Consider the following 25421-nt stretch of genomic DNA (forward strand, 5'->3'; position numbering starts at 1 on the left):
CCCCGCGCTACAGACCCATTCAATAGGAGCTTTTGGTGGACGATTACCAGCAGACGATACGCACTCTGTCCGATCGCATAGTGCTGGCCCAGACACCGATCCGCGTGCTGGATGCGGTGAAGTGGGACGAGAACGTCCGCAAAGGCTTTCTCAAGGCCAAGGGCAAGGAAATGCCGGCGGTGGACCGCGCCTATTACGAGGGGCGGCCACTGTCTTTCGATTCTGGTGCGGTGAAGCTGGAATTCCAGAACATCGAGCGCGACATCACCCGCCAACTGGGCCAGTTCAACCCGGTGGGGCAGATCATGCGCCGCATGTGCAAGGAATACCGCATGGTGGTGCGCATGCTCGAAGCACGGGGTACCGGCGACTTCGGCCTGATCTCGCAGGAGCTGTACGGCGCCGCATCCGATGCCTTCCATGCCGGCGACCCGACCCTGGCGGACCTGGGGCTGATGATGTCCGATTACCTGAACAACATCGACGGTCGGGGCGATCTCAAGGACGAACCCAAGACCCTGAGTGCCAAGGATGCCGTGAGCCTGCTGCAGAGCCGCCTGAACAAGGTGTTCGGCGAGGCGGAGGAAACCATCCGGGTGTTCGAGTCCGACGGTATCGTTGCCGACGCCGCGGCGGGCGCCGACTACATCAAGATCCGCAGCGATGCGATGTTCAACAACCGTGACGTGCGAGCCCTGGAAGTCCATGAGGGGCTGGTGCACGTGGGCACCACCCTGAACGGCCTCAACCAGCCGATCTGCACCTTCCTGGCCAAGGGCCCGCCCTCGTCCACAGTGACCCAGGAGGGGCTGGCGATCCTGATGGAGATCATCACCTTTGCCTCTTACCCCAGCCGCTTGCGCAAGCTGACCAACCGCACCCGGGCCATCCATATGGTGGAGGAGGGCGCGGACTTCCTGCAGGTGTTCGAGTTCTTCCGCGAGCAGGGCTTCGAGATGGCCGAGAGCTACGGCAATGCCAGCCGGGTGTTCCGCGGGTCGGTACCCACGGGGCTGCCGTTTACCAAAGACTTGTCCTACCTCAAGGGCTTCATCATGGTTTACAACTACATTCAGCTGGCTGTGCGCAAGGGCAAGCTGGAGCAGGTGCCGCTGCTGTTCTGCGGCAAGACCACCCTCGAGGACATGCGCACCCTGCGCCAGCTGGTGGACGAAGGGCTGGTGGTGGCACCCAAGTACCTGCCCGAACAGTTTCGCGACATGAACGCGCTGTCGGCCTGGATGTGTTTCTCCAACTTCCTCAACCACCTGAGCCTGGACCGGATCGAGGCGGACTACTCCAACATTCTTTGACTTCTGCCGGGGGGCGCACATGGACGTATCCACAGACAGCTGTAGCCACTGGCACAGGCTGCGACAAGGCCCGCAGAGCCTTCAGCGCCCATCCGGGTACAGGCCAGGGGGCTGCGGATGAGCCGGCTACTGAAGTATTGCGCGGTATTTGCCCTGCTGCTGGGCCTGCAGGGCTGCAGTTCGTTGCTGTTCTATCCCGAACCCGGGCTGCCTTTCACCCCTGAGCGGGCCAGGCTTGAATACCGTGACGTGACCCTGACCACCGCCGATGGCCTCAAGCTGCACGGCTGGTGGCTGCCGGCCAAACCCGGAGTGGCGGTCAAGGGCACGGTGCTGCACCTGCATGGCAACGGCGGCAATCTGGCCTGGCACCTGGGGGGTAGTTGGTGGCTGCCGGAGCAGGGCTATCAGGTGCTGCTGGTGGACTATCGCGGTTATGGCCTGTCCGAAGGTGCACCGAGCCTGCCGGCGATCTATCAGGATCTGGATGCCGCGTTCAAGTGGCTGGACCAGGCACCCGAAGTGCAGGGCAAGCCATTGATCGTGCTGGGGCAAAGCCTGGGCGGCGCCCTGGCCATCCACTACCTGGTACAGCACCCCGAACGTCAGGCCCAGCTCAAGGCCATCGTCCTCGATGGCGTACCGGCCAGTTATCGCGATGTCGGGCGCTATGCCCTGAGCACTTCCTGGCTGACCTGGCCGTTGCAGGTGCCGTTGTCGTGGCTGGTGCCGGACACCGACAGCGCGATTCACTCGATGCCGCGCCTGACCGGGGTACCGAAACTGATCTACCACAGCATCGACGATCCCATCGTGCCCCTTTCCAATGGCATCCGTGTGTATCAAGCTGCGCCCCCGCCCAGGGTCCTGCAACTGACCCGCGGCGGCCATGTGCAAACCTTTGCCGATCCGACCTGGCGCCGCGTGATGCTGCGCTACCTCGATGATCCGCAGCATTTCGACGGGTTGCGCCGCCTGGGGGAGATCCCCAATTACCCGACGCCCCCGAATTCAGCAGTTGAACCTCCAGAGAGTCCGCAATGAGTGAAGAACGCAACGCCATTCCCATGATCATCACCGGTATCTGCAGCATCATCGTCACCGTGGGCAGCCTGTGGTACTACGGCTACCTGCACTTCGCCAAACCGGAGGATGCATTGCTGCTCAGCGACTTCACCATGCTCAAGACCGTGCCCGGCGAGGACTACAAGATCTCCCTGCAACCGGCCGATGAAGTGGCCCAATGCATCGACGGTGTACTGGTGCTGTTCGACACCCAGCAGAAAGGCCTGACCGGGGTGCTGGTGAACAAGAAGAAGCAGGCCGTGCGCTGCATGGGGCAGGAAACCCCGCAACTGGAGCAGTGATCTGTTCGCCGGCAAGCCGGCTCCTACATGGATAACGGCATAAAAAAACGCCGCCGACCTGAAGAGGTCGGCGGCGTTTTGTCTTACCTGCCTATATAGGCAGGGTGCCCGATCAGTTGCGGCTGACCGACGAACGTGGTGCTACCGGCTGGTTGTCGTTGGAAATGGTCACTTCCACGCGACGGTTCATGGCGCGGCCGGAAACACTGCCGTTATCGGCCACCGGATATTCCTTGCCATAACCCTGGCTAACGATGCGCGCCGGGTCGATACCCATGCGGATCAGAGCCATCTGCACCGAGCCGGCACGGCGCTCGGACAGCGACTGGTTGTAGGAATCGCTGCCGGTGCTGTCGGTGTAGCCTTCGACGATCACCTTGCGATCGGGGTTCTGCTGGAGGAATTGCGCCAGCTTGTTGATGTTCACCAGGCCGCTGGATTTCAGGTCGGACTTGTTGGTGGCGAACAGCACGTCACCGAAGGTCACCAGGGTGCCGCGGTCGGTCTGCTTGGCGTTGAGGCTGTCCTGCAACTGCTTGATCTGCGCGTCGCGGGCATCGAGGATGGCGCGGGCGCGCTGGTCGCCGGCGTCCTTGAGCTTGGCTTCGGCGGTGCGCAGGGCAATGGTTTCCTTGGCCACTTCAACCCGCTGGTTGGTCAGGTAGGCCAGTTGGTCGACCTTCTTCTCGTCGTCCTTGTTCAGGTAGGCCTTGTCGGCCTTGTCCATCCAGTCGGCGGCGTCCTTGGTTTCCAGGGCGGCGACCTTGCTGGCCTGCGGGTTGGCCTGCAGGGCGGAGAAGTTGGTGCGGGCGTTTTCCAGGTTGGCGTTAGGCGGGGTGGAGCAGGCCGCCAGGGCTACGCTCATGGCCAACAGGGCTGGGATCATCAATTGTTTGCGCATAATGGTTCGTCCTTTCAATCAAATACGAGTACGTGGGAATCGGCGGCGGCTTCTTATTGCACGCTACGCATGCCTTCCTGACGCAGTTCCTGAACGCCTTTCTGCGAGTCTTTGAGCGCCTGCTCGGCCTTGGCGGCCTGGGCCTTGCGCTCTGCTACGCGGGCGTCCCACTCGGCTTGTTCAGCCAGGCGGCGGGCTTCGTCGTACTTCTTGTCGTGCATGGCAATCTCGGCTTGCTTGAGCTTGTCCTGCGCCGACTTCATTTCCACGGCAGCAAATTCGGTACCGCCTGCGCTCACTGCGCTATTGACCGCAGATTGCGTGACCGCGTACTGCTCGGTGGGCGGGTTCCCGGCACAACCGGCCAGAACCATGCTGCTACCGAGGGCCAGCGCGGCCAGCTTCAGCCCGCGCAGAGAGGTGAACGAGGATTTGGCAGTGCTGATCTTCATGGTCTTCAACTCCATTGGGTAACTCCTGGAAAACATCAAAATCCATCCTGGTTCTGGCGCCGTGACGCTTCAGTGACGACGAGCGCTGATGGCAAAATTTGAAACGGCCGTTCCAGTGATGGCTAATGGGTGTGACCCGAGGCTTTTTTGAATAGTTCAGAGAAAGATGGCGATTGGCCGGAAAAAAATCTGACGCATCGGACAGGGCTCTAGATCGGGAACTTTTGCCGTGCGCAGGGGTATCCCCGACCCTTTGCAGGGCCGGGAAGGATGATTGTCAGGTGTGCGCGGGAGTGTGGAAGTTCAGTGCTTGGGCTTGTCGGACTGGCTCGCCAGCAGGTGCAGATGCTGGCGCGACAATGCCAGGAAACGAGGGGTGGGTCCCACATCCTCGTACAGTGGATCGCCCTCTTCATCGGTGGCCACGACGTGCTGGCCCTGGATGTAGGGGAAGCTCGCCTCCAGCTCTTCCAGGGCGGCGCCGATGAGTTCGCCGAGCAGTTCTTCGGTCTGGCGTTTGGGGTACATCTCGGAAAGGGCGGCCAGGCGTGCGGCGGCTTCCACATCCAGGTGAATCCGGTAGCCGGTCCGGGTCAGGCGACCCTTGGCGTTTTCTTCCCAGTGTTGCGCAAGTTCACGGATTTTCATGATGACCTCAATGAACACCTGCTCGTGGCAGGCTGGGTTGAGTGGACCGGCCGGGGCCGGTAGGCGGCCCTCGTGCGGCCTATGCTTGAGACTAGCTGCATCGCCGAAGGTTTGGTGCGCTTTGCCCCACGCTTGCTAAGCGAGGTGTGCAGGCGGCACTCTTGAGCCTTCCGTGCCGCCTTGAGTCCGCTGGAGAACACCTCGATGACCGATATTGATGCGCGCTTGCGCGAAGACGTTCACCTCTTGGGGGAACTGCTGGGCAATACCATTCGCGACCAGTACGGGGAGGCTTTCCTCGACAAGATCGAGCAGATTCGCAAAGGCGCCAAGGCCGATCGCCGGGGCTCGCCGGGGGCCGAGCTGAGCGCCAGCCTCGACCAGTTGAGCGAGGACGAACTGCTGCCGGTGGCCAGGGCCTTCAACCAGTTCCTCAACCTGGCGAACATCGCCGAGCAGTATCAGTTGATCCACCGCCGCGACGAGTCGCAGCCGGCACCCTTCGAGGCTCGGGTGCTGCCGGAGCTGCTGGCTCGCCTGCGCGCCGAAGGGCACAGCGCCGATGCTCTGGCCCGGCAACTGGGGCGCCTGGAAATCGAGCTGGTGCTGACCGCTCACCCCACCGAAGTGGCGCGCCGCACCCTGATCCAGAAATACGATGCGATTGCCGGGCAACTGGCGGCCCAGGACCACCGTGACCTCACCAGCGCCGAGCGCGGGCAGATCCAGGAGCGCCTGCAACGCTTGATCGCCGAGGCCTGGCACACCGAGGAAATCCGTCGGACCCGACCCACTCCGGTGGATGAAGCCAAGTGGGGCTTTGCGGTGATCGAGCATTCGCTGTGGCAGGCGATCCCCAATTACCTGCGCAAGGCCGACAAGGCCTTGTTCGAGGCCACCGGGCTGCACCTGCCGCTGGAGTCGGCGCCGATCCGCTTTGCGTCGTGGATGGGCGGCGACCGTGATGGCAACCCCAATGTCACCGCTGCGGTAACCCGCGAAGTGCTGCTGCTGGCGCGCTGGATGGCCGCCGACCTGTACCTGCGGGACATCGACCACCTGGCGGCCGAGCTGTCCATGCAGCAGGCCAGCCCGGCGCTCCTGGCCAGGGCCGGAGATAGCGCCGAGCCTTATCGGGCGCTGCTCAAGCAATTGCGTGAACGCCTGCGGGCCACCCGCAACTGGGCCCACGCGGCGCTCAGCGCGGCGGTGCCGGCGGGCGCCGAGGTGTTGCACAACAACCGTGACCTGCTGGAGCCGCTGCAGCTGTGCTACCAGTCGTTGCACGAGTGCGGCATGGGAGTGATTGCCGACGGGCCGCTGCTCGACTGTCTGCGCCGGGCAGTGACCTTCGGTCTGTTCCTGGTGCGCCTGGATGTACGCCAGGATTCCAGCCGGCATACCTCGGCCATGACCGAAATCACCGATTACCTGGGCCTGGGGCGTTACGAGGACTGGAGCGAGGAGGATCGCATCACCTTCCTGATGCGCGAACTGAGCAGCCGTCGGCCGTTGTTGCCAGGCTATTTCAAGCCCTCGGCGGACACCGCCGAAGTGCTCGCCACCTGCCGCGAAATCGCTGGTGCGCCAGCGGCGTCCCTGGGTTCCTATGTGATTTCCATGGCCGGCGCGGCCTCCGATGTGCTGGCGGTGCAGTTGCTGCTCAAGGAATCCGGTGTGCTGCGGCCGATGCGCGTGGTGCCTCTGTTCGAGACCCTGGCGGACCTGGACAACGCCGGCCCGGTGATGGAAAAACTGCTGCACATGCCGGGCTATCGTTCGCGCCTGCAAGGGCCGCAGGAAGTGATGATCGGCTACTCCGACTCGGCCAAGGATGCCGGCACCACGGCTGCGGCCTGGGCCCAGTACCGGGCCCAGGAGCGGCTGGTGGACATCTGCCGCGAGCAACAGGTGGAACTGCTGCTGTTCCACGGCCGCGGTGGCACCGTGGGGCGTGGCGGCGGCCCGGCCCACGCGGCCATTCTGTCGCAGCCGCCGGGCTCGGTGGCGGGGCGTTTCCGCACCACCGAGCAAGGGGAAATGATCCGCTTCAAATTCGGCCTGCCGGACATCGCCGAGCAGAACCTCAATCTCTATCTGGCCGCGGTACTGGAGGCGACCCTGTTGCCGCCGCCGCCACCGCAGCCGGCCTGGCGTCACCTGATGGACGAGCTGGCCAGCGATGGCGTCCGGGCCTACCGCGAGGTGGTGCGGGACAATCCGCAGTTCGTCGAGTACTTCCGCCAGTCCACTCCGGAGCAGGAGCTGGGCCGCCTGCCGCTGGGCAGCCGCCCGGCCAAGCGCCGTGCCGGGGGCATCGAGAGCCTGCGGGCGATCCCCTGGATCTTCGGCTGGACCCAGACCCGCCTGATGTTGCCCGCCTGGCTCGGCTGGGAAGCGGCCTTGAGCAAGGCCCTGGCCCGTGGCGAGGGTGACCTGCTGGGGCAGATGCGTGAGCAATGGCCGTTTTTCCGCACCCGCATCGACATGCTGGAGATGGTGCTGGCCAAGGCCGACGCGGATATCGCCCGCTCCTATGACGAGCGCCTGGTGGAGGCCGAACTGTTGCCGTTGGGCGAGCATTTACGCGACCTATTGTCGCAGGCTTGCGCGGTGGTCCTGGGCCTGACCGGGCAGTCGCAACTGCTGGCGCACAGCCCCGATACCCTGGAGTTCATCCGCCTGCGCAACACCTACCTCGACCCGCTGCATCTGTTGCAGGCCGAGCTGCTGGCGCGCTCGCGCAAGCAGCAGGCGCCGCAAGGAAGCCCCGTGGAACAGGCGTTGCTGGTCTCCGTGGCCGGTATCGCCGCTGGCTTGCGCAATACCGGCTGAGGTGCGAGAGGGCTGCCGGCCAGCTGCGCGGCAGCCCCGATCAAGGCAATTGCGAGGTGTCGTTCTGGTTCATCTGGCGACACTTTGTTGTCGGGTTGCGACTTGTTCTACCCGGCCAATGGGGCACAAAAGGGCCGGGTTCCTCCGACTTTCGACTGCTTGTGTGCGCTGTGTCGGCTGTGTATCTTGATCAGCCTTTGGCCGTTTGGGCGGCCACACCCCCATTTTTGAGATTGGCCCCACGAGGCGAATCCGAGCGTTTCTAAATAAAAAATTGAGGAGCACATCGATGCGCGTAATTCTGCTGGGAGCTCCCGGGGCCGGTAAAGGTACTCAGGCAAAGTTCATCACCGAAAAGTTCGGTATTCCACAGATCTCCACCGGTGACATGCTGCGTGCTGCGGTCAAGGCCGGCACCGAGCTGGGCCTGAAAGCCAAGAGCGTGATGGACAGCGGTGGCCTGGTGTCCGATGACCTGATCATCAACCTGGTCAAGGAACGCATCAGCCAGGCCGACTGCGCCAATGGCTTCCTGTTCGACGGCTTCCCGCGCACCATTCCCCAGGCCGAAGCGCTGGTGAAGGCCGGTGTCGAGCTGGACAACGTGGTGGAAATCGCCGTCGACGACGAAGAGATCGTCCAGCGCATCGCCGGTCGCCGTGTGCACGAAGCTTCGGGCCGGGTCTACCACACCGTCTACAACCCGCCGAAGATCGCCGGCAAGGATGACATCACCGGTGAAGACCTGGTGCAGCGCAAGGACGACACCGAGGAAACCGTGCGTCATCGCCTGTCGGTCTACCACTCGCAGACCAAGCCGCTGGTGGAGTTCTACCAGCAACTGGCTGCCACCCAGGGCAAGCCTAAGTACAGCCATATCCCTGGCGTCGGTTCGGTGGAAGTGATCACCGGCAAGGTACTCGAAGCCCTGAGCTGAGTTGCCTGAGCGTTTGATCGTTGAACGGCCCGCTTGCGGGCCGTTGCTGTTTATAATGCGTCACTTTTTTCAATGCCTATGGAACCCCGAATGAGCACCTTGCTGGCCCTGGACACCGCGACTGAAGCTTGCTCCGTTGCTTTGCTGCATGACGGCAAGGTCACGAGCCATTACGAGGTGATCCCGCGCCTGCATGCGCAGAAGCTGTTGCCGATGATCCAGGAGCTGCTGGCCAATGCCGGGGTGACCTTGCAACAGGTCGAGGCCATTGCCTTTGGCCGTGGCCCGGGCGCCTTCACCGGGGTGCGCATCGCCATCGGCGTGGTGCAGGGCCTGGCCTTTGCCCTGGAGCGCCCGGTGCTGCCGGTATCCAACCTGGCGGTGCTGGCCCAGCGGGCTCTGCGCGAGCATGGCGCGACCCAGGTGGCTTCGGCCATCGATGCGCGCATGGATGAAGTCTATTGGGGCTGCTACCAGGAAGTTGCCGGCGAGATGCGCCAGGTGGGCGCGGAAGCGGTATTGCCGCCGGAAGTCGCGGCCCTGCCCGAAGGCTCCAGCGGCGACTGGTTCGGTGCGGGCACCGGTTGGGGGTATGGCGAGCGCATTGCCGTCGAACTCAGCGGCCAGGACGCCGGCATGCTGCCCCATGCGGTCGACCTGCTGACCCTGGCGCAGTTTGCCTGGGAGCGCGGCGAGGCGATCGTTGCCGACCAGGCCCAACCTGTCTATCTGCGGGACAAGGTCGCTACTCCCAAGGCCCGTTGAACCCAGAACAAATGTGCGCGGTTATGCGGATAACTCCCGCATACGCCCGCCAATCGTCCGTTTTTTCAGCCTGAACCTGCCCGGTTTTAAACCTTTTGGCTTTTCTGTGTTCTAGTTATCACTTGGGCATTTGCTAAGTCGAAGCGGTGCCGCTAAATTGCCATCATCGACCCCGGGCTTTTCTGTATGCGTATAGACGGCATCTCCTCTCAGTCCTACCCCATCAAGCGCAAGTCTCGCAAAGGCCGTGCGCTGGTAGACGAGTCCCTGGACGATGCCGACGCCATTGAAGTGCAGCCCGAGCCTTCGACCCAGAGCCGTTCCCAGGCTTCTTCCCCACGTACCGGCAATCTTCCCGCCCGCCCCCAGGACATGATCTTCCAGCGGGCGATGAAAAAGAGCGTGGCCAACGCCCTGGCCAGCTACCTGACCACCGCCGGCTTTGTCGATTGGGATATGGAAGTGGTGGGTCTCGACCTGCATATCTGATGCTGCCTTATTTCCTCGGTTGTCCTTCCTGGAGCGAAAACGCCTGGCGTGACTACCTGTACCCGGAAGACGCCCGGCCCAATGATTTCCTCGGCCTGTATTGCCAGGTCTTCAACGCCGTCGAAGGCAATACCACCTTCTATGCACGGCCGGCGCCCGGAACCGTGCAGCGCTGGGCCGAGATCATGCCCGAGCACTTTCGCTTTACCGCCAAGTTCCCCGGTGACATCAGTCACGGCGGCGACCTGCGCGAGCAGTTGAGCGCCGCTGAGTCCTTTATCCAGCTGCTCAGCCCCCTGGGTGAGCGGGTGTCGCCGCTGTGGCTGCAGTTGCCGGCCAGCTTTGCGCCACAGCGTCTGGCGGAACTGGCCGGGTTCATCGATGGCCTGGAGCGGCCGCTGGCGGTGGAAGTGCGGCACCCGGAGTTCTTCACCAAGGGCGATGCCGAACGCATGCTCAACCGGCTGCTGCGCGAGCGTGGCGTGGAACGCATCTGCCTCGACCCGCGGGCCCTGTTCAGTTGCACGTCGACCGCTCCTGCGGTGCTGCATGCGCAGTCGAAAAAGCCCAAGGTGCCACCGCGCCCCGCAGCCTTCACCCAGTTTCCCCAGGTGCGCTTCATCGGTCATCCGGAGCTTGAGGCCAACGATCCTTTCCTTGAACCCTGGATCGACAAGGTCGCCGGCTGGATCGAAGAGGGGCGTACGCCCTACGTGTTCCTGCACACTTCGGACAACCGTCTGGCGGCTGAACTGGCGCGGCGTTTTCACGCCCGGCTGATGCAACGTTTGCCTGGCTTGCCCGCATTGCCTGAGTTATACAGAGAGCCCGCTGCGGAGCAACTCGGCTTGCTCTGAAGCGCCTTCACGGCCTTCTTCAGGAGCGAGCCAATGGACGCGCAAACCCTTCGAGCCACTACCTTCAGGGCCCTGCATGAACGTGCCGGAGCCTTCGTCATTCCCAACCCCTGGGATGCCGGTTCGGCGAAGATGCTCGCCAGCCTCGGCTTCGAGGCCCTGGCCACCACCAGCGCCGGCTATGCCTTTTCCCTGGGGCGCCCGGATGCCGAAGGTGCACTCAGCCTGGAGGACACGCTGGACAACGTGCGCAGCATCGTCGGCGCCAGCAGCCTGCCGGTGGCGGCGGACCTGGAAAACGGGTTTTCCGACAGCCCCGAAGGCTGTGCCCAGGCGCTGCTTCTTGCGGCGGCCAGCGGTGTGGTCGGTGCTTCGATCGAGGACGCCACGGGCCATGCCGAGCAGCCGATCTACGATTTCCAGCTGGCGGTGGAACGCATCGAGGCCTGCGTGGCGGCCGTTCGCAGTCTGCCCTTTCCCTTTACCCTGACCGCCCGGGCGGAAAACCTGCTGCACGGGCGTGATGATCTGGCAGACACCATTCGCCGCTTGCAGGCCTTTGCCGAGGCCGGTGCCGATGTGCTCTATGCCCCGGCCCTGGGCAGTGCCGAGGATATCCAGCAGGTGGTGCGAGCGGTGGCGCCCAAGCCAGTGAACGTGCTGATGTCGGGAGGCCTCAACCTCAGCGTGGCGCAACTGGCGGAACTGGGCGTCAAGCGCATCAGTGTCGGTTCGGCCCTGGCGCGGGCCGCTTACGGAGCCTTCTACCGGGCTGCGCTAGATATCCATAGCCACGGGCGTTTCGATTTTGCCGACCGGGCGATGCCGTTCGGGCAGATCAATCAAATGTTCAAGCAGCCGTGAAACGGGAGTGTCTGTGCGGGTAGTGAAAGTCCTGGGCGCCTTGTTGTTGCTGGGCGCCCTGTTGTTGATCGGTGTTCGCCTGGGCTGGTTGCCCGTCGCGGACAGTTGGAATCCCTGGGCGCCGCTGGACGTGCGGGCCAAGCCCAACCTGTTGACCCGTTTCAAGCTGGCGCGGCTGCGGGATGACCCGCAACTGTGCGACCAGGTGCTGGCGGGCTCGGGTTTGCGTACCAGCCGCCAGCTCGACAGCCGCACGGACGTCGCTTGCCCATTGAGCAATACCCTGCGTGTACAGGGTGGCGACGTAGCCCTGAGCAGCAGCTTTCTTGCCAGTTGCCCGCTGGCGGTGGCCTTTGCCCTGTATGAGCGCCACGGCCTGCAGTCGGCCGCGCAGGCGGTGTACGGCCAGCGGGTGGCGCGAGTCGATCACCTGGGCAGTTTCGCCTGCCGCAACATGTACAGCCGCGAGAGCGGTGCCCGCAGCCAGCATGCCAGTGCCAATGCCCTGGACATCGCCGGCTTTCGCCTGGGGGATGGGCGCAGCATCAGCGTGCTCCGGGATTGGCCCAAGGACAGCAATGAAGGCCGATTTCTGCGCCTGGCCCGGGATGGCGCCTGTGACGCGTTCAACGTGGTGCTGGGGCCGGACTACAACAATGCCCATCGCAACCACTTTCATCTGGATGTAGGGCCTTGGTGGGTGTGTCGCTGAGGCTGGGCTCAGGCGGCGATGCGCAGGTTCTGCAGGATCAGTGGGCGGGCCCAGCCGATATCGAAGTCCATCGCCCGCTGTTGCTCGATGAGTTCCTGAGGCGGGAACGGCTCGGCGGGTTTGTCCAGCAGGTCCAGTTCGAATTCGGCGATCGGCAGGTGCAGTGGGCGGGGCTCCGGCGCAGGGCCTGGAGCAGGAATCGGCTGGCCGGCGTTGAGCACGATCGGGCGTACCCAGCCACTTTCGAAATCCTGCTGGCGCTGCTGGGCCACGATCTCTTCTGGCGGGAAGGGCGGGGCGGGTTTATCCAGCAGGTCCATTTCAAACTCGGCGATAGGCAGGAACAGCGGCTCCGGCGGGCGGACCTCGGTGTCTTGCACGTCGCAATGACGCTGGTTGACGATCTGCGCCAGCACATCGCTGCCGCCAGCCGGTTCAACCGGGCCATCGATGGCCACCGCCGGTACCGATTCAACGCTCGCACCTTCACCCCGTTGCTCGGCCAGGGCCTGGGCAAAGAAGTCCTGCCACAGATGGCTGACGCCGCTCAGTGCCTGGGAGTTGCGCAGGCCATAGTCGCCGTGGGGCGAGATATAACCTATCGATGTGCGTTGAATGTCTGACATTGCTCTCGGTCGACGCTTGAGCTCTGGCAAAATGGCCGATAGTCCTGTTATCGGCAGTTTTTGCCGATCATTAATTTTTTGAGTGTGTTTTCAGATGAATGAGCAACCCGCAGCCTGCCGCATCAAAGTCGAGGCCCTGGGCGCCGGATTCGCCCCAGCGGCCGAGCAATGGGCCGAGCGCCTGGGGCTGGCGCTGCAGGTCGATGAGGCCGAGTTCGCCTTGCAAGTGGGTGAACAGGGCCTGCAGTTGCAGCAATTGGGACCGGACGCGCCCGGGCCGGTACGGGTGGATTTCGTCGAGGGTGGTGCAGCCCATCGGCGGCTGTACGGCGGCGGCAGCGGGCAGATGATCGCCAAGGCGGTGGGCGTGGCCCAGGGCGTGCGACCACGGGTGCTGGATGCCACGGCCGGTCTGGGCAAGGATGGCTTCGTGCTGGCGACCCTGGGTTGCGAGATGAGCCTGATCGAGCGCCAGCCATTGATTGGTGCGCTATTGGAAGACGGCCTGGCCCGCGCTGCGCAGGACGCCGAGGTAGGGCCTATCGTGGCCCGCATGCACCTGCTCAAGGGCAATTCCATCGAGCTGATGCGCAACTGGCAGGGTGAACCGCCCCAGGTGATCTACCTCGACCCGATGTTTCCCCATCGGGAGAAAAGTGCCCTGGTGAAGAAGGAAATGCGCTTGTTCCGGCCACTGGTGGGCGATGACAACGACGCCCCGGCCCTGCTCGCCGCAGCCCTGGCCCTGGCCAGCCACCGGGTGGTGGTCAAGCGTCCGCGCAAGGCGCCGTGCATCGAAGGGCCCAAGCCCAGCCATGGGCTGGAGGGCAAATCCAGCCGCTACGACATCTACCCGAAGAAGGCCCTCAAGGCCTGAGCCCCCCTGTAGCAGCCGGCTTGCCGGCGAAGGCGGTCTTCAGTCCGCTTCGCTGGCAAGCCCGCTCCTACATCAGCCAGCTCCTGCACCTGCCGGTTTCTACGGCCGGTAGGCGCGGATGAACAGCGCCACCACTTCCTGCACATGCTCCTCTGCGGCGGCGCCCCTCAAGGGTTCGCCGCAGCCGTAGAGCAGGCGGAAATTCGCCCCGCCCTTGAGCATGCAGAAAAAGTGCTCGGCGGCGTTGCGCGGCTTGTCGATGCGCAGGGTGCCCAACTGATTGATCTTCGCCAGCAGCCGCTCCATGCCCTGCAGCACCCGTTCGGGACCGGCCTCGATGAAGATCTGCGAGAGCTTGGGGTCCTGGCTGCCCAGCGTCATGATCAGGCGGTGCAGGTTCACCGACTCGTCGCTGTTGATCAGATGGTGAAAGCCCCGGGCGATGTTCAGCAGAACATTCTCCACCGGCGTTTCGGGGGTCAGTTCGTAGATCAGCGTGGGCAGCTGTTCTTCGCACTTGGCCACCACAGCGGCGGTGAACAAGGTCTCCTTGTCATTGAAATGGCTGTAGACCGTGAGCTTTGAAACCCCGGCCTCAGCGGCGACCGCATCCATGCTGGTACTGGCGTAGCCATTGCTCAAGAACAGGACTTTGGCTGCTTCGAGAATGGCCTGGCGCTTGGCCAGATCCTTGGGCCTGCCTGGCCCAACGTTTGCGGAAATATTGTCGGACATTTTTTCGCTGTTAATACTGGACTGGTGAGTTTGCTATTAATAACATACCGGCCAGTATAAATATTCCAAGCACCATTAGCGAAAGGTCGCCGCCATGTTCCGCTATGCCTTGCCAGTCAGCCTGGCTTTTTTTCTGTCTGCTTGTGGGCACGAAGAGCCCGTTCAAATTGGCATCCGGCCGGCCATGGTGGTCCAGCCAGAGCCTTCGGCAAGAGCTTCGGACAGCTACCCGGGCGAGGTGCGCGCCCGCTATGAGCCGGACCTGGCATTCCGTATCGGCGGCAAGGTCAGCCGACGGCTGGTGGAGGAGGGCGAGCGGGTCAAGGCCAACCAGCCCCTGGCGGAGCTCGACCCGCAGGACGTGCGCCTGCAACTTGAAGCCACCCGGGCCCAGGTCACTGCAGCCAGCGCCAACCTCAACCTGGTGCGCGCCGAGCGTGATCGCTACAAGACCCTGCTGGAGCGGCAGATGGTCAGCCATTCCCAATACGACAACGCTGAGAACCTCTACCGTTCCGGCGAAGCGCGCCTGAAGCAGATCAAGGCCGAGTTCGATGTGGCCAACAACCAGGCCGGCTACGCGGTGCTGCGCGCGCCGCAGGACGGCGTGGTGGCCAAGCGCGCGGTGGAAGTGGGGCAGGTGGTGGCGGCCGGGCAGACGGTCTTCACCCTGGCCACCGATGGCGAGCGTGAGGTGCTGATCAGCTTCCCCGAGCAGAACTACGGCCGCTTCAAGGTCGGCCAGCCGGTATCGGTGGAGCTCTGGACCCAGCCGGGCCAGCGTTTCGACGGGCGCATCCGCGAGCTGTCGCCTGCTGCCGATCCCAAGTCCCGGACCTTCGCCGCGCGTATTGCCTTCACTGCCGGAAAGGTTCCCGCCGAGCTGGGCCAGAGTGCCCGGGTGTTCATCCAGAGCGGCGATGCGGTGCCGCTGTCGGTGCCGCTGTCGGCGTTGTCCGCGGAAGGCGGGGCGACTTATGTCTGGCGTGTGGATGCCAACAATACCCTGCACAAGACCCCGGTGCGGGTCGGCGCCTTCGGCGAGAAGAGCGTGCCGGTGCTGGAAGGGCTGAGCGCCAGCGATTGGGTGGTGGCCGCGGGGGTGCATGTGCTCCATGAGGGCTTGCAGGTGCGCCCGGTGGATCGTTCCAACCGCGTGGTCAATCTGGCGGCCAAGGAGTAATCCCCGATGGGTTTCAACCTTTCCGCCTGGGCGTTGCGCAATCGCCAGATCGTTCTGTTCCTGATGTTGCTGCTGGCCATTGTCGGTGCGCTGTCCTACACCAAGCTGGGGCAGAGCGAGGATCCGCCTTTCACCTTCAAGGCCATGGTGATCCGCACCAACTGGCCCGGGGCCACGGCCCAGGAAGTGTCGCGCCAGGTCACCGAGCGCATTGAAAAGAAGCTGATGGAGACTGGCGAGTACGACCGCATCGTGTCCTTCTCGCGGCCGGGGGAGTCCCAGGTGACCTTCATCGCCCGGGACTCGATGCACTCCAACGAGGTTCCCGAGCTGTGGTACCAGGTACGCAAGAAGATCAGTGATATCCGGCAGACCCTGCCGCCCGGTATCCAGGGGCCGTTCTTCAATGATGAGTTCGGCACCACCTTCGGCAATATCTATGCGTTGACCGGGCAGGGCTTTGACTACGCGGTACTCAAGGACTACGCCGACCGCATCCAGATCCAGCTGCAACGGGTCAAGGACGTGGGCAAGGTCGACCTGCTGGGCCTGCAGGACGAGAAAATCTGGATCGAGCTGTCCAACGTCAAGCTGGCGACCCTGGGCCTGCCCCTGGCGGCGGTGCAGCAGGCCCTGGAAGAACAGAACGCAGTGTCCACCGCCGGGTTCTTCGAGACTCCGAGCGAGCGGGTGCAACTGCGGGTGTCGGGCAATTTCCAGACCGTGGAGCAGATCCGCAATTTCCCGATCCGCGTCGCCGGTCGTACCTTCCGCATCGGTGATGTGGCGGACGTGCGTCGTGGTTTCAACGATCCGCCCGCGCCGCGCATGCGCTTCATGGGTGAAGACGCCATCGGCCTGGCTGTGGCGATGAAGGAGGGGGGGACATCCTGGTGCTGGGCAAGGCCCTGGAAGGCGAGTTCTCGCGCCTGCAGAAAAGCCTGCCGGCGGGGATGGAACTGCGCAAGGTGTCCGACCAGCCGGCGGCGGTGAAGACCGGGGTGGGCGAGTTCGTCCGGGTGCTGGCCGAGGCCCTGATCATCGTGCTGCTGGTGAGTTTCTTCTCCCTGGGAGTGCGGACCGGGATGGTGGTGGCCCTGGCGATTCCCCTGGTGCTGGCGATGACCTTCGCCACCATGTACTACCTGGGGATCGGCCTGCACAAGATTTCCCTGGGAGCGCTGGTGCTGGCCCTGGGCTTGCTGGTGGACGACGCGATCATTGCGGTAGAGATGATGGCGATCAAGATGGAGCAGGGTTTCGACCGGATCAAGGCCGCCAGCTTCGCCTGGACCAGTACCGCCTTCCCCATGCTCACCGGCACCCTGATCACTGCGGCGGGCTTCCTGCCGATCGCCACGGCCCAGTCCGGCACGGGCGAATACACCCGTTCGATCTTCCAGGTGGTGACCATTGCCCTGGTGGCCTCGTGGATTGCAGCCGTGGTGTTCGTGCCGTACCTGGGGGAAAAACTGCTGCCGGACCTGGCGAAGATCCACGCCGCCAAGCACGGCGCCGAATCCAATCCCCACGGTACACCCTTCTACCAGCGGGTCCGGCGGGTAGTGGGCTGGTGCGTGGAGCGGCGCAAGACGGTGATCGTCCTGACCATCCTGCTGTTCGTCGGCTCGGTGATGCTGTTCCGTTTCGTTCCCCAGCAGTTCTTCCCGGCCTCGGGTCGCCTGGAACTGATGGTCGACCTGAAGCTGGCGGAAGGCGCGTCCCTGAGCAACACCGCCGATGAGGTCAAGCGCCTGGAAGCCTTGCTCAAGGAGCATGCGGGCATCGACAACTACGTGGCCTACGTGGGCACCGGTTCGCCGCGGTTCTACCTGCCGCTGGACCAGCAACTGCCCGCCACCAGCTTTGCCCAGTTCGTGGTGCTGGCCAAGAGCATCGAGGAGCGTGAAGAGCTGCGCGGCTGGTTGATCGAAACCCTCAACGAGCAGTTCCCGGCGCTGCGCTCGCGGGTCACGCGCCTGGAGAACGGGCCGCCCGTGGGCTACCCGGTGCAGTTCCGGGTCACCGGCGAGCACATCGAGGAAGTCCGCGCCCTGGCGCGCAAGGTAGCGGCCAAGGTGCGAGAGAACCCCCATGTGGTCAACGTGCACCTGGATTGGGAAGAGCCCAGCAAGGTGGTCTACCTGAACATTGACCAGGACCGGGCCCGGGCCTTGGGAGTGAGCACCGCCAACCTGTCGAAATTCCTCCAGAGTTCGCTGATCGGTTCCACCGTCAGCCAGTACCGGGAAGACAACGAGCTGATCGAGATCCTGCTGCGGGGCACCCGCGAGGAACGCACCGAACTGTCGTTGCTGCCGAGCCTGGCGGTGCCTACCGAGAATGGCCAGAGCGTGTCCCTGTCCCAGGTGGCGACCCTGGAGTACGGCTTCGAGGAAGGGGTGATCTGGCACCGCAACCGCCTGCCCAACGTCACCGTGCGCGCCGATATCTACGGCAAGGAGCAGCCGGCGACCCTGGTGCAGCAGATCCTGCCGACCCTGGAGCCGGTTCGCGCCGAGCTGCCCGATGGTTACCTGCTGGAAGTGGGTGGCACGGTCGAGGACTCGACCCGGGGCCAGAACTCGGTGAAGGCCGGCGTGCCGCTGTTCATCGTGGTGGTGCTGACCTTGCTGATGATCCAGCTGCGCAGTTTCTCGCGCACGGCCATGGTGTTCCTCACGGCGCCCCTGGGATTGATCGGGGTCACCTTGTTCCTGCTGGTGTTCCGCCAGCCCTTCGGCTTCGTGGCCATGCTCGGCACCATTGCCCTGTCGGGGATGATCATGCGCAACTCGGTGATCCTGGTGGACCAGATCGAGCAGGACATCAAGGCGGGGCACAAGCCCTGGGATGCGATCATCGAAGCCACGGTGCGGCGTTTCCGGCCCATCGTGCTGACCGCCCTGGCGGCGGTGCTGGCGATGATCCCGCTGTCGCGCAGTGTGTTCTTCGGGCCGATGGCAGTGGCCATCATGGGTGGGCTGATCGTGGCGACGGCGCTGACCCTGTTGTTCCTGCCGGCGCTGTATGCGGCCTGGTTCAGGGTCAAGAAAACCTAGGAACCGGTATGCGGGAATACATCCTGTAGGAGCCGGCTTGCCGGCGAAGAGGCCCTTGGGGCAGGCGCTTGTCCTGGCGACGTCTTCGCCGGCAAGCTGGCTCCTACAGGTAGCGGGGAGGCTTACAGGGTGCCGAAGACTTTCTTGGCCAGGCTAGTGGCGGCTGCCGCCGGGTTCTGGCGAATGGTTTCTTCCTGCTTGCCGATCATTTCGAACAGGCCATTGAGGGCTTGTTCGGTCACGTAACTCTCGATGTTGGCGCTCTTGGCATCCAGCACGCCGAGCGTCGCAGCCTGGCCGGCGAAGGAGTTGTACTGCTTGGCCAGGCCGACCTGGTCAGTGGCCTGCTTGACGATCGGCAGGAACTTGGCGCGGATCTGCTCGCGGCTGCTCTTGTCCAGGTATTGGGTGGCGGAGTCCTTGCCGCCGGCAAGAATGCCCTTGGCGTCAGCCACGGTCATCTTCTTCACGGCATCCACCAACAGGGCCTGGGCTTGCGGCACAGCGGCCTCGGCAGCCTTGTTCATGCTGGTTTCAAGCTGATCGACCTGGTCGCCCATGCCGAACTGTTTCATTTTTTTCGCGACCTTGCCCAGGTTGCCCGGCAGCTCGATGCGCACCTCGGGGTTGTTGCTGAAACCACCTGGGGTGCCCAGCTGTTTGACGGCGATCTGCGCACCCTGGGTCAGGGCATCTTTCAGGCCACCGCTGGCGTCACCCTGGGACAGGTCGCTCAGGGACAGGGCCAGGGCGCTGGCGGAGATCAACAGGCCAGCGCACAGGCTGGTGAAACGAAGCGAAGTACGGAGCATGGCGGCTTCCTTGTGCAATAAGAATTAACGAACAGCGTCGACCCGCAGCTTCAAGGGCTGCGGGTCGCTGCCGTCGAGTTTAACGGCGTTGTTTTCGGTGGTTATGAAGACCAGATGGCCAGCCACTTCAATCCGCGCGCTGACCGAATAGCGGTGGCCGGGCTTGACCTGGGCCGGGTCGTAGCTGAGGTGAAAGGGCAGCGGCACCTGGCCCTTGACCGGACCGCTCTGCTCGGCCAGGACCACGGCAGGGGCATCGGCCAGTGACACGTCCTGCAGGCTCACGCTCAGGGTGGCGGCCGGAGGCAGGGCGATGCGCTGCAAGTAGAAGACTTCGCCGTCGAGGCTGGCCTTGGCAGCGGGATTCATGGACTGGCAAGCGCCGAGCAGCGCGGTGGCGGCCAGCAGGCTGAGCTTTTTCATCGCGGATCTCCGTATCGAGGGCGCCGCAGCTGCTCCGGCGCCCGTAAGAATCTAGTCGTTTTGCGCAGGTGCCGCGAGCTGGTCGGCGGCGTCTTCGCTGCGGTGCAGGGCGACCTGGCGGATCGACAGGCGAATTTCTGCCGGCAGCACGCGCTTGGCGGCACCTTCGGCCAGTTCCCCCAGTGCTTCGTGGTAGCTCAGCTTGCCGGCTTCGTCGCGGCGCAGCACTCCCTGGTCCAGCAGGGTCTGGATAAAGTGGCGGAACAGGCTCTTGTCGAAGAACTCCGGGGCATTGAGGCCATGCAGGATCGACAGGCGCTGGGCCATGACCGTGCACAGGTCTTCCAGCTCCTCGGCGCTGATGCTGTTCTGGCCGCTGTTGAGCAACAGGGAAATGGCCATGTAGAAGCGTTGCAGGGTCTGGGCAATGCTCTTGGACAGCAGGGTCAGCAGGACGAAATGCCGCGAGCTCGGGGCCGGACGCTGGTACAGGTCCTTCTCGAAGCGCAGCAGGCCCTGTTCGACAAAGGCCTCCAGCCACTGGTCCACCACCGCGTCCAGCTCATCCAGCGGCCAGCGGATGAACAGCTCCGATTGCAGGTAGGGATAGAGCGCGCGGGTATAGCGCAGGATCTGTTCGCGGCTCATGCGCGACGAGCTCTGGAAGAAGCTCGCCAGCAACGCCGGCAGGGCGAAGATGTGCAGCACGTTGTTGCGGTAGTAGGTCATCAGGACGGCGTTCTGCTCGTCCAGGTAGAGGATCTTGCCCAGGGCGTCGCTCTGTTCGGCCAGCAGGTCCATGTCCTTGACGTGCTGGATCAGAGCCCGGCCGTCGCCTTCGGGCAAGGTGGTGTGGGGCGAGTAGGGAACGCGACGCAGTAGCGCCAGGTACAGGTCCAGGACCCGCGCCATGGCGCGGTCGTCCAGGGCCAGGCGGGTGGTGGAGAGCAGGGCCAGGGCCACCAGGTTCACCGGGTTGATCGCCGCGGCTTCGTTGAGGTGCTGGGCCACCCGCTCGCCGAGACGGTTGGTGGTTTCATTGAGCCAGGCCGGGCGGTACTGCGGGCCCAGCTCCTGGGTCCGCCAGTCCGGCTGTTCCTGGTCGAGGAATTCCGCCAGCTTGATCGGTTCGCCGAAGTTCACTGCCACCTGGCCGAAGCGCTGCTTGAGGGCGCCGATGACCTTGAAGATGTCGAAGATCGACTCTTTCTTCTTGCTCGCGCCGCGCAGCTCGCCCAGGTAGGTCCGGCCTTCCAGCACCCTTTCATAGCCGATGTACACCGGTACGAAGACGATGGGCATGCGCGAGGAGCGCAGGAAGCTGCGCAGGGTGATGGCCAGCATCCCGGTCTTGGGTTGCAGCATGCGCCCGGTGCGCGAACGGCCGCCCTCGACGAAGTACTCCACCGGGAAACCCTTGGTGAACAAGGTGTGCAGGTATTCGTTGAACACCGAGGTGTAGAGCGGGTTGCCCTTGAAGGTGCGGCGCATGAAGAAGGCCCCGCCGCGACGCAGCAGGCCGCCGATCACCGGCATGTTGAGGTTGATCCCGGCGGCGATGTGCGGCGGGGTCAGGCCGTTGCGAAACAGCAGGTAGGACAGCAGCAGGTAGTCGATATGGCTGCGGTGGCAGGGCACGTAGATCACTTCGTGGCCCTGGGCGATCTTCTGCACGCCTTCGAGGTGGTTGACCTTGATCCCGTCGTAGATCTTGTTCCAGAACCAGCTCAGCACCACTTCCAGGAAGCGGATCGCGGTGTAGGTGTAGTCCGAGGCGATCTCGTTGCCGTAGCGCAGGGCCTGGGCCTTGGCTTTTTCCGGGGAAATCTTTTCGCGCTCGGCCTCGTCGAGGATCGCCTGTTTCACCAGGGGCTGGTTCAGCAGGCCCTTGACCAGGTTGCGCCGGTGGGAAATGTCCGGGCCGATGACCGCAGCCTTGAGGTTGCGAAAGTGCACCCGCAGGATGCGCTGGGCCATGCGCACGGTGCGCTCGTGGCCCTTGTTGTGTTCGATCAGCTCGCGCAGGTTGATCGGTGCGGAGAACTGCACCCGGGTCTTGCGTCCCAGGATCATGATGCTCAGCAGCCGGCGCAGGCGCCCGGTGACCGCCCAGCTGTCGGCGAACAGCAGCTTCCACGGGCTCGACTCGCTGTCCGGCGACTGGCCCCAGAACACGCTGACCGGAATGATCTGTGCATCTTCGGCGGCATTCTGGGTCAGGGCGCTGACCAGCCGGGTCAGGGTCGGTGGCGCCCCGCGCTTGTCCTGGCGACCAAGCCAGTCGGGCTCCGGGGTCAGGTAGAAGAAGGCCGCCGGTTCCAGCAGGTTGCCCACCGACACCGGCAGTACCGGACGTGGCAGCCCAGCCTTGGTGCATTCGGTATCGACCACGGCGAGATCGGTCAGGGACGGGTTTTGCAGGACGTAGAACACCGGTCGGCTGCGGTCGAGGTCGAGGGTGAAGGACGACTGGTTGATGGTTTCCGAGCGGACCCAGAGGTACAGCAGTCGGCGCAAGGTGCCAAACACAAGACGGCGGATCGGGGAGCGGGTCATACGGCTTCTGCGTGAGTGAGTAGAAAACCGAGCAACTGCTCGGGGCCGGTAGTGTGCCGGATTCGCCGAAAATCGGCAAAAAAGCGCCGAAACAAGATTGAGTTGAGAGTTTTTACGCCTGTCATATACTCGGCCGACTCTCCCGCGGTCGTATCGCTTTCACTCATAGAGAGGCAGGCTGGGGGAAAGTTCTCAGGGTTTGGTTGCAGTGCGCCAATCCAATAATAAAAAAATGAGGTATGGATTCATGACTACTCGTGAGACAGGCAACGTGAAGTGGTTCAACGACGCCAAGGGCTACGGTTTTATCCAGCGTGAAGGCGGGGCGGACGTATTTGTCCACTACCGGGCGATCCGTGGCGAAGGCCACCGCTCCCTGACCGAAGGCCAGCAGGTGGAATACGCTGTGGTCGAAGGCCAGAAAGGTCTGCAAGCCGAAGACGTCGTCGGCCTGTAACCCACCCTGTAGGAGCTGGCTTGCCAGCGAAGGCGCCCGTCTATCGAACGCAAGTCTTGAAGGCCTCTTCGCCGGCAAGCCGGCTCCTACGGGTATGCACTGTTCAGGCAGTGCGCCAGGTAATCTCTTCTTCACCGTCGGCGCTGATGCGAATCCAGCGATCGGCGGACTCTTCACCCTCTTCCTCGACCCAGCTGCCCGGTGCGCAGCGCACCTCCACATTCAACGCGGCAAAGGCGGCGCGGGCGCAGGCGATGTCGTCATCCCACGGGGTCTGGTCGCTTTCCAGGTACAGGCTGTTCCACTTGCCCACGGCCTTGGGCAGCCAGGTCACGGGCACCTGGCCGGCGGTGCATTTGTAGGTCTGGCCTTTTTGTACCCAGTCGCTGCACGGGCCAAGCACGGCGCCCAGCCAGGCGGCGATGGCCTTGTAGTCGACGTCGGCGTCTTTCAGGTAAATCTCGATATCGGGCTGGCGCATGGATGTCCTCATTGCCGGTCTGAAAAATCCATTCGCGGATTTCTTCGGCCGCGAGCACAGGCTCGGGGCCTTGGGTTTTAGTGGGTTATTGCAGCACGAAGTAATCGTAGCGCATCGATACGCTGACCTCGAAAGGCTCGGCCTGCTCGATCACCGCGGCGCGGCGCTCGGCGCTGGCGCGCCAGCCATGGGGCGTCATGGCCAGCAGGTTGGCGCGGTCTTGCGGGCGTTCCAGGTGCAGCTTGAACTCCAGGGTTTCGCTGTGGGCCAGGGCCATGCCTTCGGGCACCAGGGCCAGGTGCTTGTCGTCGGTGTATTCGCGCACTTCGTCGTACAGGCGTTCGCGCAGTTCCATCAGGTGGCCGCTGGTGGGACCTACCTTCATCAAGCCGCCGCTGGGGCTGAGCAGGCGCTTGGCCTCCAGCCAGTCGAGGGGGCTGAAGACGCTGGCCAGGAACTGGCAGCTGGCGTCCGCCAAGGGGATGCGCGCCATGCTGGCGACCATCCAGGTCAGTTGCGGCGCGCGGCGGCAGGCGCGCTTCACCGCCTCCCGGGAAATATCCAGGGCGTAGCCATCGGCAGCGGGCAGGGCCTGGGCCAGTTGCGCGGTGTAGTAACCCTCGCCACAGCCGATGTCGACCCAGCGCTGGGGCGCGCGTTCTGCCGCCAGCTCCGCCAGGCGCCGGGCCACCGGGGCGTAGTGCCCCGCGTTGAGAAAGTCGCGGCGGGCCTCGACCATGGCCTGGTTGTCGCCCGGGTCACGGCTGTTCTTGTGCTGCACCGGCAGCAGGTTCAGGTAGCCCTGGCGTGCACGGTCGAAGCGATGCCCGGCCGGGCAGACCACGCCGTTGTCCACGGCGTTCAGCGGGGCACTGCAGAGAGGACAGGCAAGCATCAGGCGAGCAACTTGATCAGGGTCTGGTAGTAGATTTCGGTCAGCACATCGAGGTCGCTGGCCAGTACCCGCTCGTTGACCTGATGGATGGTGGCGTTGACCGGGCCCAGTTCCACCACCTGGGTGCCCAGGGTGGCGATGAAGCGCCCGTCGGAGGTGCCGCCACTGGTGGAGGCCTTGGTGTCGCGCCCGGTGACCTGCTTGATGCTGGCCGATACCGCGTCCAGCAGGGCGCCGGGTTCGGTGAGGAACGGCAGCCCGGACAGGGCCCACTCCACATGCCAGTCCAGGCCGTGCTTGTCGAGGATGGCCGCGACCCGCTGCTGCAGGCCTTCCACCGTGGATTCGGTGGAGAAGCGGAAGTTGAACAGCGCGGTCAGTTCACCGGGAATCACGTTGGTGGCGCCGGTCCCTGAATTGAGGTTGGAGATCTGGAAACTGGTGGGTGGGAAGAAGGCGTTGCCGTCGTCCCAGTGCTCCGCCGCCAGTTCCGCCAGGGCTGCGGCCGCCAGGTGGATCGGGTTCTTCGCCAGGTGCGGGTAGGCCACGTGGCCCTGTACCCCGCGCACGGTGAGCTTGGCGCCGAGGGAGCCGCGGCGGCCGTTCTTGACCACGTCGCCCACCAGGCTGGTGCTCGAAGGCTCACCGACGATGCACCAGTCCAGGCGCTCCTTGCGTGCCGCCAGGCGCTCCACCACGGCCTTGGTGCCATGGTGCGCGGGGCCTTCTTCGTCGCTGGTGATGAGGAAGGCTACCGAGCCCTTGTGGTCCGGGTAGTCGGTGACGAAACGCTCAGCGGCCACCAGCATGGCCGCCAGGCTGCCCTTCATGTCCGCTGCGCCACGGCCGCAGAGCATGCCGTGCTCGTCGATCAGAGCGTCGAACGGGTCGTTCTGCCAGGCCTGGACCGGGCCGGTAGGCACCACGTCGGTGTGGCCGGCAAAACACAGCACCGGGCCTTCATGCTGGCCATGGCTGGCCCAGAAGTTGTCCACGTCCTCGATGCGCATCGGTTCCAGCTTGAAGCCGGCATCCCCCAGGCGCTGCATCATCAGCTTCTGGCAGTCGGCGTCGATCGGCGTCACCGAGGGGCGACGGATCAGATCACAGGCAAGTTGCAGGGTCGGCGAAAGCTCGGCATGGGCCGTCATGGGTAACTCCGGTGCAAGGCATT

The 25421-nt window shown here is 64.0% G+C and carries 24 protein-coding genes and 1 pseudogene; 14 read left to right on the top strand and 11 right to left on the bottom strand.

What is annotated here, in order from left to right; all coding sequences use genetic code 11:
* Window positions 1-35: 35 nt before the first annotated feature.
* From KI242_RS06010 to KI242_RS06020, 3 genes are all read left to right on the top strand, one after another.
* On the top strand, window positions 36-1313 hold the full coding sequence (locus KI242_RS06010) for a flavohemoglobin expression-modulating QEGLA motif protein (RefSeq protein ID WP_011059489.1): 1278 nt from the start codon (window positions 36-38) through the stop codon (window positions 1311-1313).
* A gap of 117 nt (window positions 1314-1430) precedes the next feature.
* Window positions 1431-2357: an alpha/beta hydrolase gene (locus KI242_RS06015; RefSeq protein ID WP_053156526.1), complete on the top strand. Its 927-nt coding sequence runs from the start codon at window positions 1431-1433 to the stop codon at window positions 2355-2357.
* Window positions 2354-2680: a hypothetical protein gene (locus KI242_RS06020; protein ID WP_011059491.1), complete on the top strand. Its 327-nt coding sequence runs from the start codon at window positions 2354-2356 to the stop codon at window positions 2678-2680. Before KI242_RS06015 ends, KI242_RS06020 begins: the two co-directional genes overlap by 4 nt.
* Window positions 2681-2792: 112 nt before the next feature.
* On the opposite strand, the gene KI242_RS06025 is transcribed toward KI242_RS06020, so the two are convergent.
* The 3 genes from KI242_RS06025 to KI242_RS06035 all read right to left on the bottom strand — a co-directional run bounded on the left by KI242_RS06025 (window position 2793) and on the right by KI242_RS06035 (window position 4681).
* Window positions 2793-3581 carry an OmpA family protein gene (locus tag KI242_RS06025; RefSeq protein WP_011059492.1) on the bottom strand — a complete coding sequence of 263 codons (789 nt, stop codon included), beginning with the start codon at window positions 3579-3581 and terminating at the stop codon, window positions 2793-2795.
* Between the two features lie 53 nt (window positions 3582-3634).
* Window positions 3635-4048, bottom strand: coding sequence for a DUF4398 domain-containing protein (locus KI242_RS06030; RefSeq protein WP_011059493.1), 414 nt, complete (start codon window positions 4046-4048; stop codon window positions 3635-3637).
* A gap of 288 nt (window positions 4049-4336) precedes the next feature.
* Entirely contained in the window at window positions 4337-4681 is a 345-nt protein-coding gene (locus tag KI242_RS06035) for a hypothetical protein (protein WP_015634311.1), read from the bottom strand.
* Window positions 4682-4885: 204 nt separating this feature from the next.
* Here KI242_RS06035 and ppc point away from each other — a divergent pair, with 204 nt between their 5' ends.
* The 7 genes from ppc to KI242_RS06070 all read left to right on the top strand — a co-directional run bounded on the left by ppc (window position 4886) and on the right by KI242_RS06070 (window position 12140).
* On the top strand, window positions 4886-7516 hold the full coding sequence (gene ppc / locus KI242_RS06040; protein WP_011059495.1) for a phosphoenolpyruvate carboxylase: 2631 nt from the start codon (window positions 4886-4888) through the stop codon (window positions 7514-7516).
* Window positions 7517-7805: 289 nt separating this feature from the next.
* Window positions 7806-8453 (top strand): adenylate kinase, encoded by a 648-nt coding sequence (adk, locus tag KI242_RS06045; protein ID WP_015634313.1) that lies wholly within the window; start codon window positions 7806-7808, stop codon window positions 8451-8453.
* A 90-nt stretch (window positions 8454-8543) separates the two neighbouring features.
* Complete coding sequence (tsaB, locus tag KI242_RS06050) at window positions 8544-9218, top strand: tRNA (adenosine(37)-N6)-threonylcarbamoyltransferase complex dimerization subunit type 1 TsaB (protein ID WP_041116183.1); 675 nt, start codon at window positions 8544-8546, stop codon at window positions 9216-9218.
* 186 nt (window positions 9219-9404) lie between these two features.
* Window positions 9405-9707, top strand: coding sequence for a hypothetical protein (locus KI242_RS06055; RefSeq protein ID WP_212805988.1), 303 nt, complete (start codon window positions 9405-9407; stop codon window positions 9705-9707).
* Entirely contained in the window at window positions 9704-10564 is an 861-nt protein-coding gene (locus KI242_RS06060; RefSeq protein ID WP_212806362.1) for a DUF72 domain-containing protein, read from the top strand. The genes KI242_RS06055 and KI242_RS06060 overlap by 4 nt, the downstream gene beginning before the upstream one ends.
* 33 nt (window positions 10565-10597) lie before the next feature.
* Window positions 10598-11428, top strand: coding sequence for an isocitrate lyase/phosphoenolpyruvate mutase family protein (locus KI242_RS06065; RefSeq protein WP_093404461.1), 831 nt, complete (start codon window positions 10598-10600; stop codon window positions 11426-11428).
* A 13-nt stretch (window positions 11429-11441) separates the two neighbouring features.
* Entirely contained in the window at window positions 11442-12140 is a 699-nt protein-coding gene (locus KI242_RS06070) for an extensin family protein (protein WP_015634317.1), read from the top strand.
* Window positions 12141-12148: 8 nt separating this feature from the next.
* On the opposite strand, the gene KI242_RS06075 is transcribed toward KI242_RS06070, so the two are convergent.
* On the bottom strand, window positions 12149-12766 hold the full coding sequence (locus tag KI242_RS06075) for a hypothetical protein (protein WP_015634318.1): 618 nt from the start codon (window positions 12764-12766) through the stop codon (window positions 12149-12151).
* A gap of 94 nt (window positions 12767-12860) precedes the next feature.
* On the opposite strand from KI242_RS06075, the gene KI242_RS06080 reads away from it, so the two are divergent.
* Window positions 12861-13643: a class I SAM-dependent methyltransferase gene (locus KI242_RS06080; RefSeq protein ID WP_011059503.1), complete on the top strand. Its 783-nt coding sequence runs from the start codon at window positions 12861-12863 to the stop codon at window positions 13641-13643.
* A gap of 99 nt (window positions 13644-13742) precedes the next feature.
* Here KI242_RS06080 and KI242_RS06085 read toward each other — a convergent pair whose 3' ends face one another.
* Window positions 13743-14378, bottom strand: coding sequence for a TetR/AcrR family transcriptional regulator (locus KI242_RS06085; RefSeq protein ID WP_011059504.1), 636 nt, complete (start codon window positions 14376-14378; stop codon window positions 13743-13745).
* A 94-nt stretch (window positions 14379-14472) separates the two neighbouring features.
* Here KI242_RS06085 and KI242_RS06090 point away from each other — a divergent pair, with 94 nt between their 5' ends.
* Both KI242_RS06090 and KI242_RS06095 read left to right on the top strand, forming a co-directional pair.
* Complete coding sequence (locus KI242_RS06090) at window positions 14473-15561, top strand: efflux RND transporter periplasmic adaptor subunit (protein ID WP_011059505.1); 1089 nt, start codon at window positions 14473-14475, stop codon at window positions 15559-15561.
* Between the two features lie 6 nt (window positions 15562-15567).
* Window positions 15568-18623: pseudogene (locus tag KI242_RS06095) on the top strand (efflux RND transporter permease subunit).
* A gap of 122 nt (window positions 18624-18745) precedes the next feature.
* On the opposite strand, the gene KI242_RS06100 reads toward KI242_RS06095, so the two are convergent.
* The 3 genes from KI242_RS06100 to plsB are packed head-to-tail and all read right to left on the bottom strand — an operon-like array spanning window position 18746 to window position 22414.
* A complete protein-coding gene (locus KI242_RS06100) occupies window positions 18746-19435 on the bottom strand; it encodes a DUF4197 domain-containing protein (protein ID WP_011059507.1) in 690 nt (229 codons plus the stop codon).
* A 24-nt stretch (window positions 19436-19459) separates the two neighbouring features.
* Window positions 19460-19858 (bottom strand): YbaY family lipoprotein, encoded by a 399-nt coding sequence (locus tag KI242_RS06105; RefSeq protein ID WP_053149248.1) that lies wholly within the window; start codon window positions 19856-19858, stop codon window positions 19460-19462.
* A gap of 51 nt (window positions 19859-19909) precedes the next feature.
* Entirely contained in the window at window positions 19910-22414 is a 2505-nt protein-coding gene (gene plsB, locus KI242_RS06110) for a glycerol-3-phosphate 1-O-acyltransferase PlsB (protein WP_011059509.1), read from the bottom strand.
* 247 nt (window positions 22415-22661) lie between these two features.
* Between plsB and KI242_RS06115 the strand changes: the two genes are divergently transcribed.
* Window positions 22662-22871: a cold-shock protein gene (locus tag KI242_RS06115; protein ID WP_011059510.1), complete on the top strand. Its 210-nt coding sequence runs from the start codon at window positions 22662-22664 to the stop codon at window positions 22869-22871.
* A gap of 103 nt (window positions 22872-22974) precedes the next feature.
* On the opposite strand, the gene KI242_RS06120 is transcribed toward KI242_RS06115, so the two are convergent.
* The 3 genes from KI242_RS06120 to dapE all read right to left on the bottom strand — a co-directional run bounded on the left by KI242_RS06120 (window position 22975) and on the right by dapE (window position 25398).
* Window positions 22975-23352, bottom strand: coding sequence for a hypothetical protein (locus KI242_RS06120; protein WP_011059511.1), 378 nt, complete (start codon window positions 23350-23352; stop codon window positions 22975-22977).
* Window positions 23353-23437: 85 nt separating this feature from the next.
* A complete protein-coding gene (locus KI242_RS06125; protein WP_123430120.1) occupies window positions 23438-24247 on the bottom strand; it encodes a putative RNA methyltransferase in 810 nt (269 codons plus the stop codon).
* Window positions 24247-25398, bottom strand: coding sequence for a succinyl-diaminopimelate desuccinylase (gene dapE, locus KI242_RS06130; protein WP_065364553.1), 1152 nt, complete (start codon window positions 25396-25398; stop codon window positions 24247-24249). The genes KI242_RS06125 and dapE overlap by 1 nt, the downstream gene beginning before the upstream one ends.
* Between the last annotated feature and the right edge of the window lie 23 nt (window positions 25399-25421).

The sequence above is a fragment of the Pseudomonas sp. Eqa60 genome (assembly GCF_018326405.1).
Lineage (GTDB): Bacteria > Pseudomonadota > Gammaproteobacteria > Pseudomonadales > Pseudomonadaceae > Aquipseudomonas > Aquipseudomonas protegens.

What these genes read in the sequence shown, in the direction of transcription:
- KI242_RS06055 (WP_212805988.1), top strand. Translation starts at nt 9,405, where the DNA reads ATGCGTATAGACGGCATCTCCTCTCAGTCCTACCCCATCAAGCGCAAG.
- KI242_RS06105 (WP_053149248.1), bottom strand. Translation starts at nt 19,858, where the DNA reads ATGAAAAAGCTCAGCCTGCTGGCCGCCACCGCGCTGCTCGGCGCTTGC.
- tsaB (WP_041116183.1), top strand. Translation starts at nt 8,544, where the DNA reads ATGAGCACCTTGCTGGCCCTGGACACCGCGACTGAAGCTTGCTCCGTT.
- KI242_RS06015 (WP_053156526.1), top strand. Translation starts at nt 1,431, where the DNA reads ATGAGCCGGCTACTGAAGTATTGCGCGGTATTTGCCCTGCTGCTGGGC.
- plsB (WP_011059509.1), bottom strand. Translation starts at nt 22,414, where the DNA reads ATGACCCGCTCCCCGATCCGCCGTCTTGTGTTTGGCACCTTGCGCCGA.
- KI242_RS06120 (WP_011059511.1), bottom strand. Translation starts at nt 23,352, where the DNA reads ATGCGCCAGCCCGATATCGAGATTTACCTGAAAGACGCCGACGTCGAC.
- KI242_RS06065 (WP_093404461.1), top strand. Translation starts at nt 10,598, where the DNA reads ATGGACGCGCAAACCCTTCGAGCCACTACCTTCAGGGCCCTGCATGAA.
- adk (WP_015634313.1), top strand. Translation starts at nt 7,806, where the DNA reads ATGCGCGTAATTCTGCTGGGAGCTCCCGGGGCCGGTAAAGGTACTCAG.
- KI242_RS06025 (WP_011059492.1), bottom strand. Translation starts at nt 3,581, where the DNA reads ATGCGCAAACAATTGATGATCCCAGCCCTGTTGGCCATGAGCGTAGCC.
- KI242_RS06075 (WP_015634318.1), bottom strand. Translation starts at nt 12,766, where the DNA reads ATGTCAGACATTCAACGCACATCGATAGGTTATATCTCGCCCCACGGC.
- KI242_RS06020 (WP_011059491.1), top strand. Translation starts at nt 2,354, where the DNA reads ATGAGTGAAGAACGCAACGCCATTCCCATGATCATCACCGGTATCTGC.
- dapE (WP_065364553.1), bottom strand. Translation starts at nt 25,398, where the DNA reads ATGACGGCCCATGCCGAGCTTTCGCCGACCCTGCAACTTGCCTGTGAT.
- KI242_RS06080 (WP_011059503.1), top strand. Translation starts at nt 12,861, where the DNA reads ATGAATGAGCAACCCGCAGCCTGCCGCATCAAAGTCGAGGCCCTGGGC.
- KI242_RS06090 (WP_011059505.1), top strand. Translation starts at nt 14,473, where the DNA reads ATGTTCCGCTATGCCTTGCCAGTCAGCCTGGCTTTTTTTCTGTCTGCT.
- KI242_RS06030 (WP_011059493.1), bottom strand. Translation starts at nt 4,048, where the DNA reads ATGGAGTTGAAGACCATGAAGATCAGCACTGCCAAATCCTCGTTCACC.
- ppc (WP_011059495.1), top strand. Translation starts at nt 4,886, where the DNA reads ATGACCGATATTGATGCGCGCTTGCGCGAAGACGTTCACCTCTTGGGG.
- KI242_RS06125 (WP_123430120.1), bottom strand. Translation starts at nt 24,247, where the DNA reads ATGCTTGCCTGTCCTCTCTGCAGTGCCCCGCTGAACGCCGTGGACAAC.
- KI242_RS06035 (WP_015634311.1), bottom strand. Translation starts at nt 4,681, where the DNA reads ATGAAAATCCGTGAACTTGCGCAACACTGGGAAGAAAACGCCAAGGGT.
- KI242_RS06100 (WP_011059507.1), bottom strand. Translation starts at nt 19,435, where the DNA reads ATGCTCCGTACTTCGCTTCGTTTCACCAGCCTGTGCGCTGGCCTGTTG.
- KI242_RS06085 (WP_011059504.1), bottom strand. Translation starts at nt 14,378, where the DNA reads ATGTCCGACAATATTTCCGCAAACGTTGGGCCAGGCAGGCCCAAGGAT.
- KI242_RS06115 (WP_011059510.1), top strand. Translation starts at nt 22,662, where the DNA reads ATGACTACTCGTGAGACAGGCAACGTGAAGTGGTTCAACGACGCCAAG.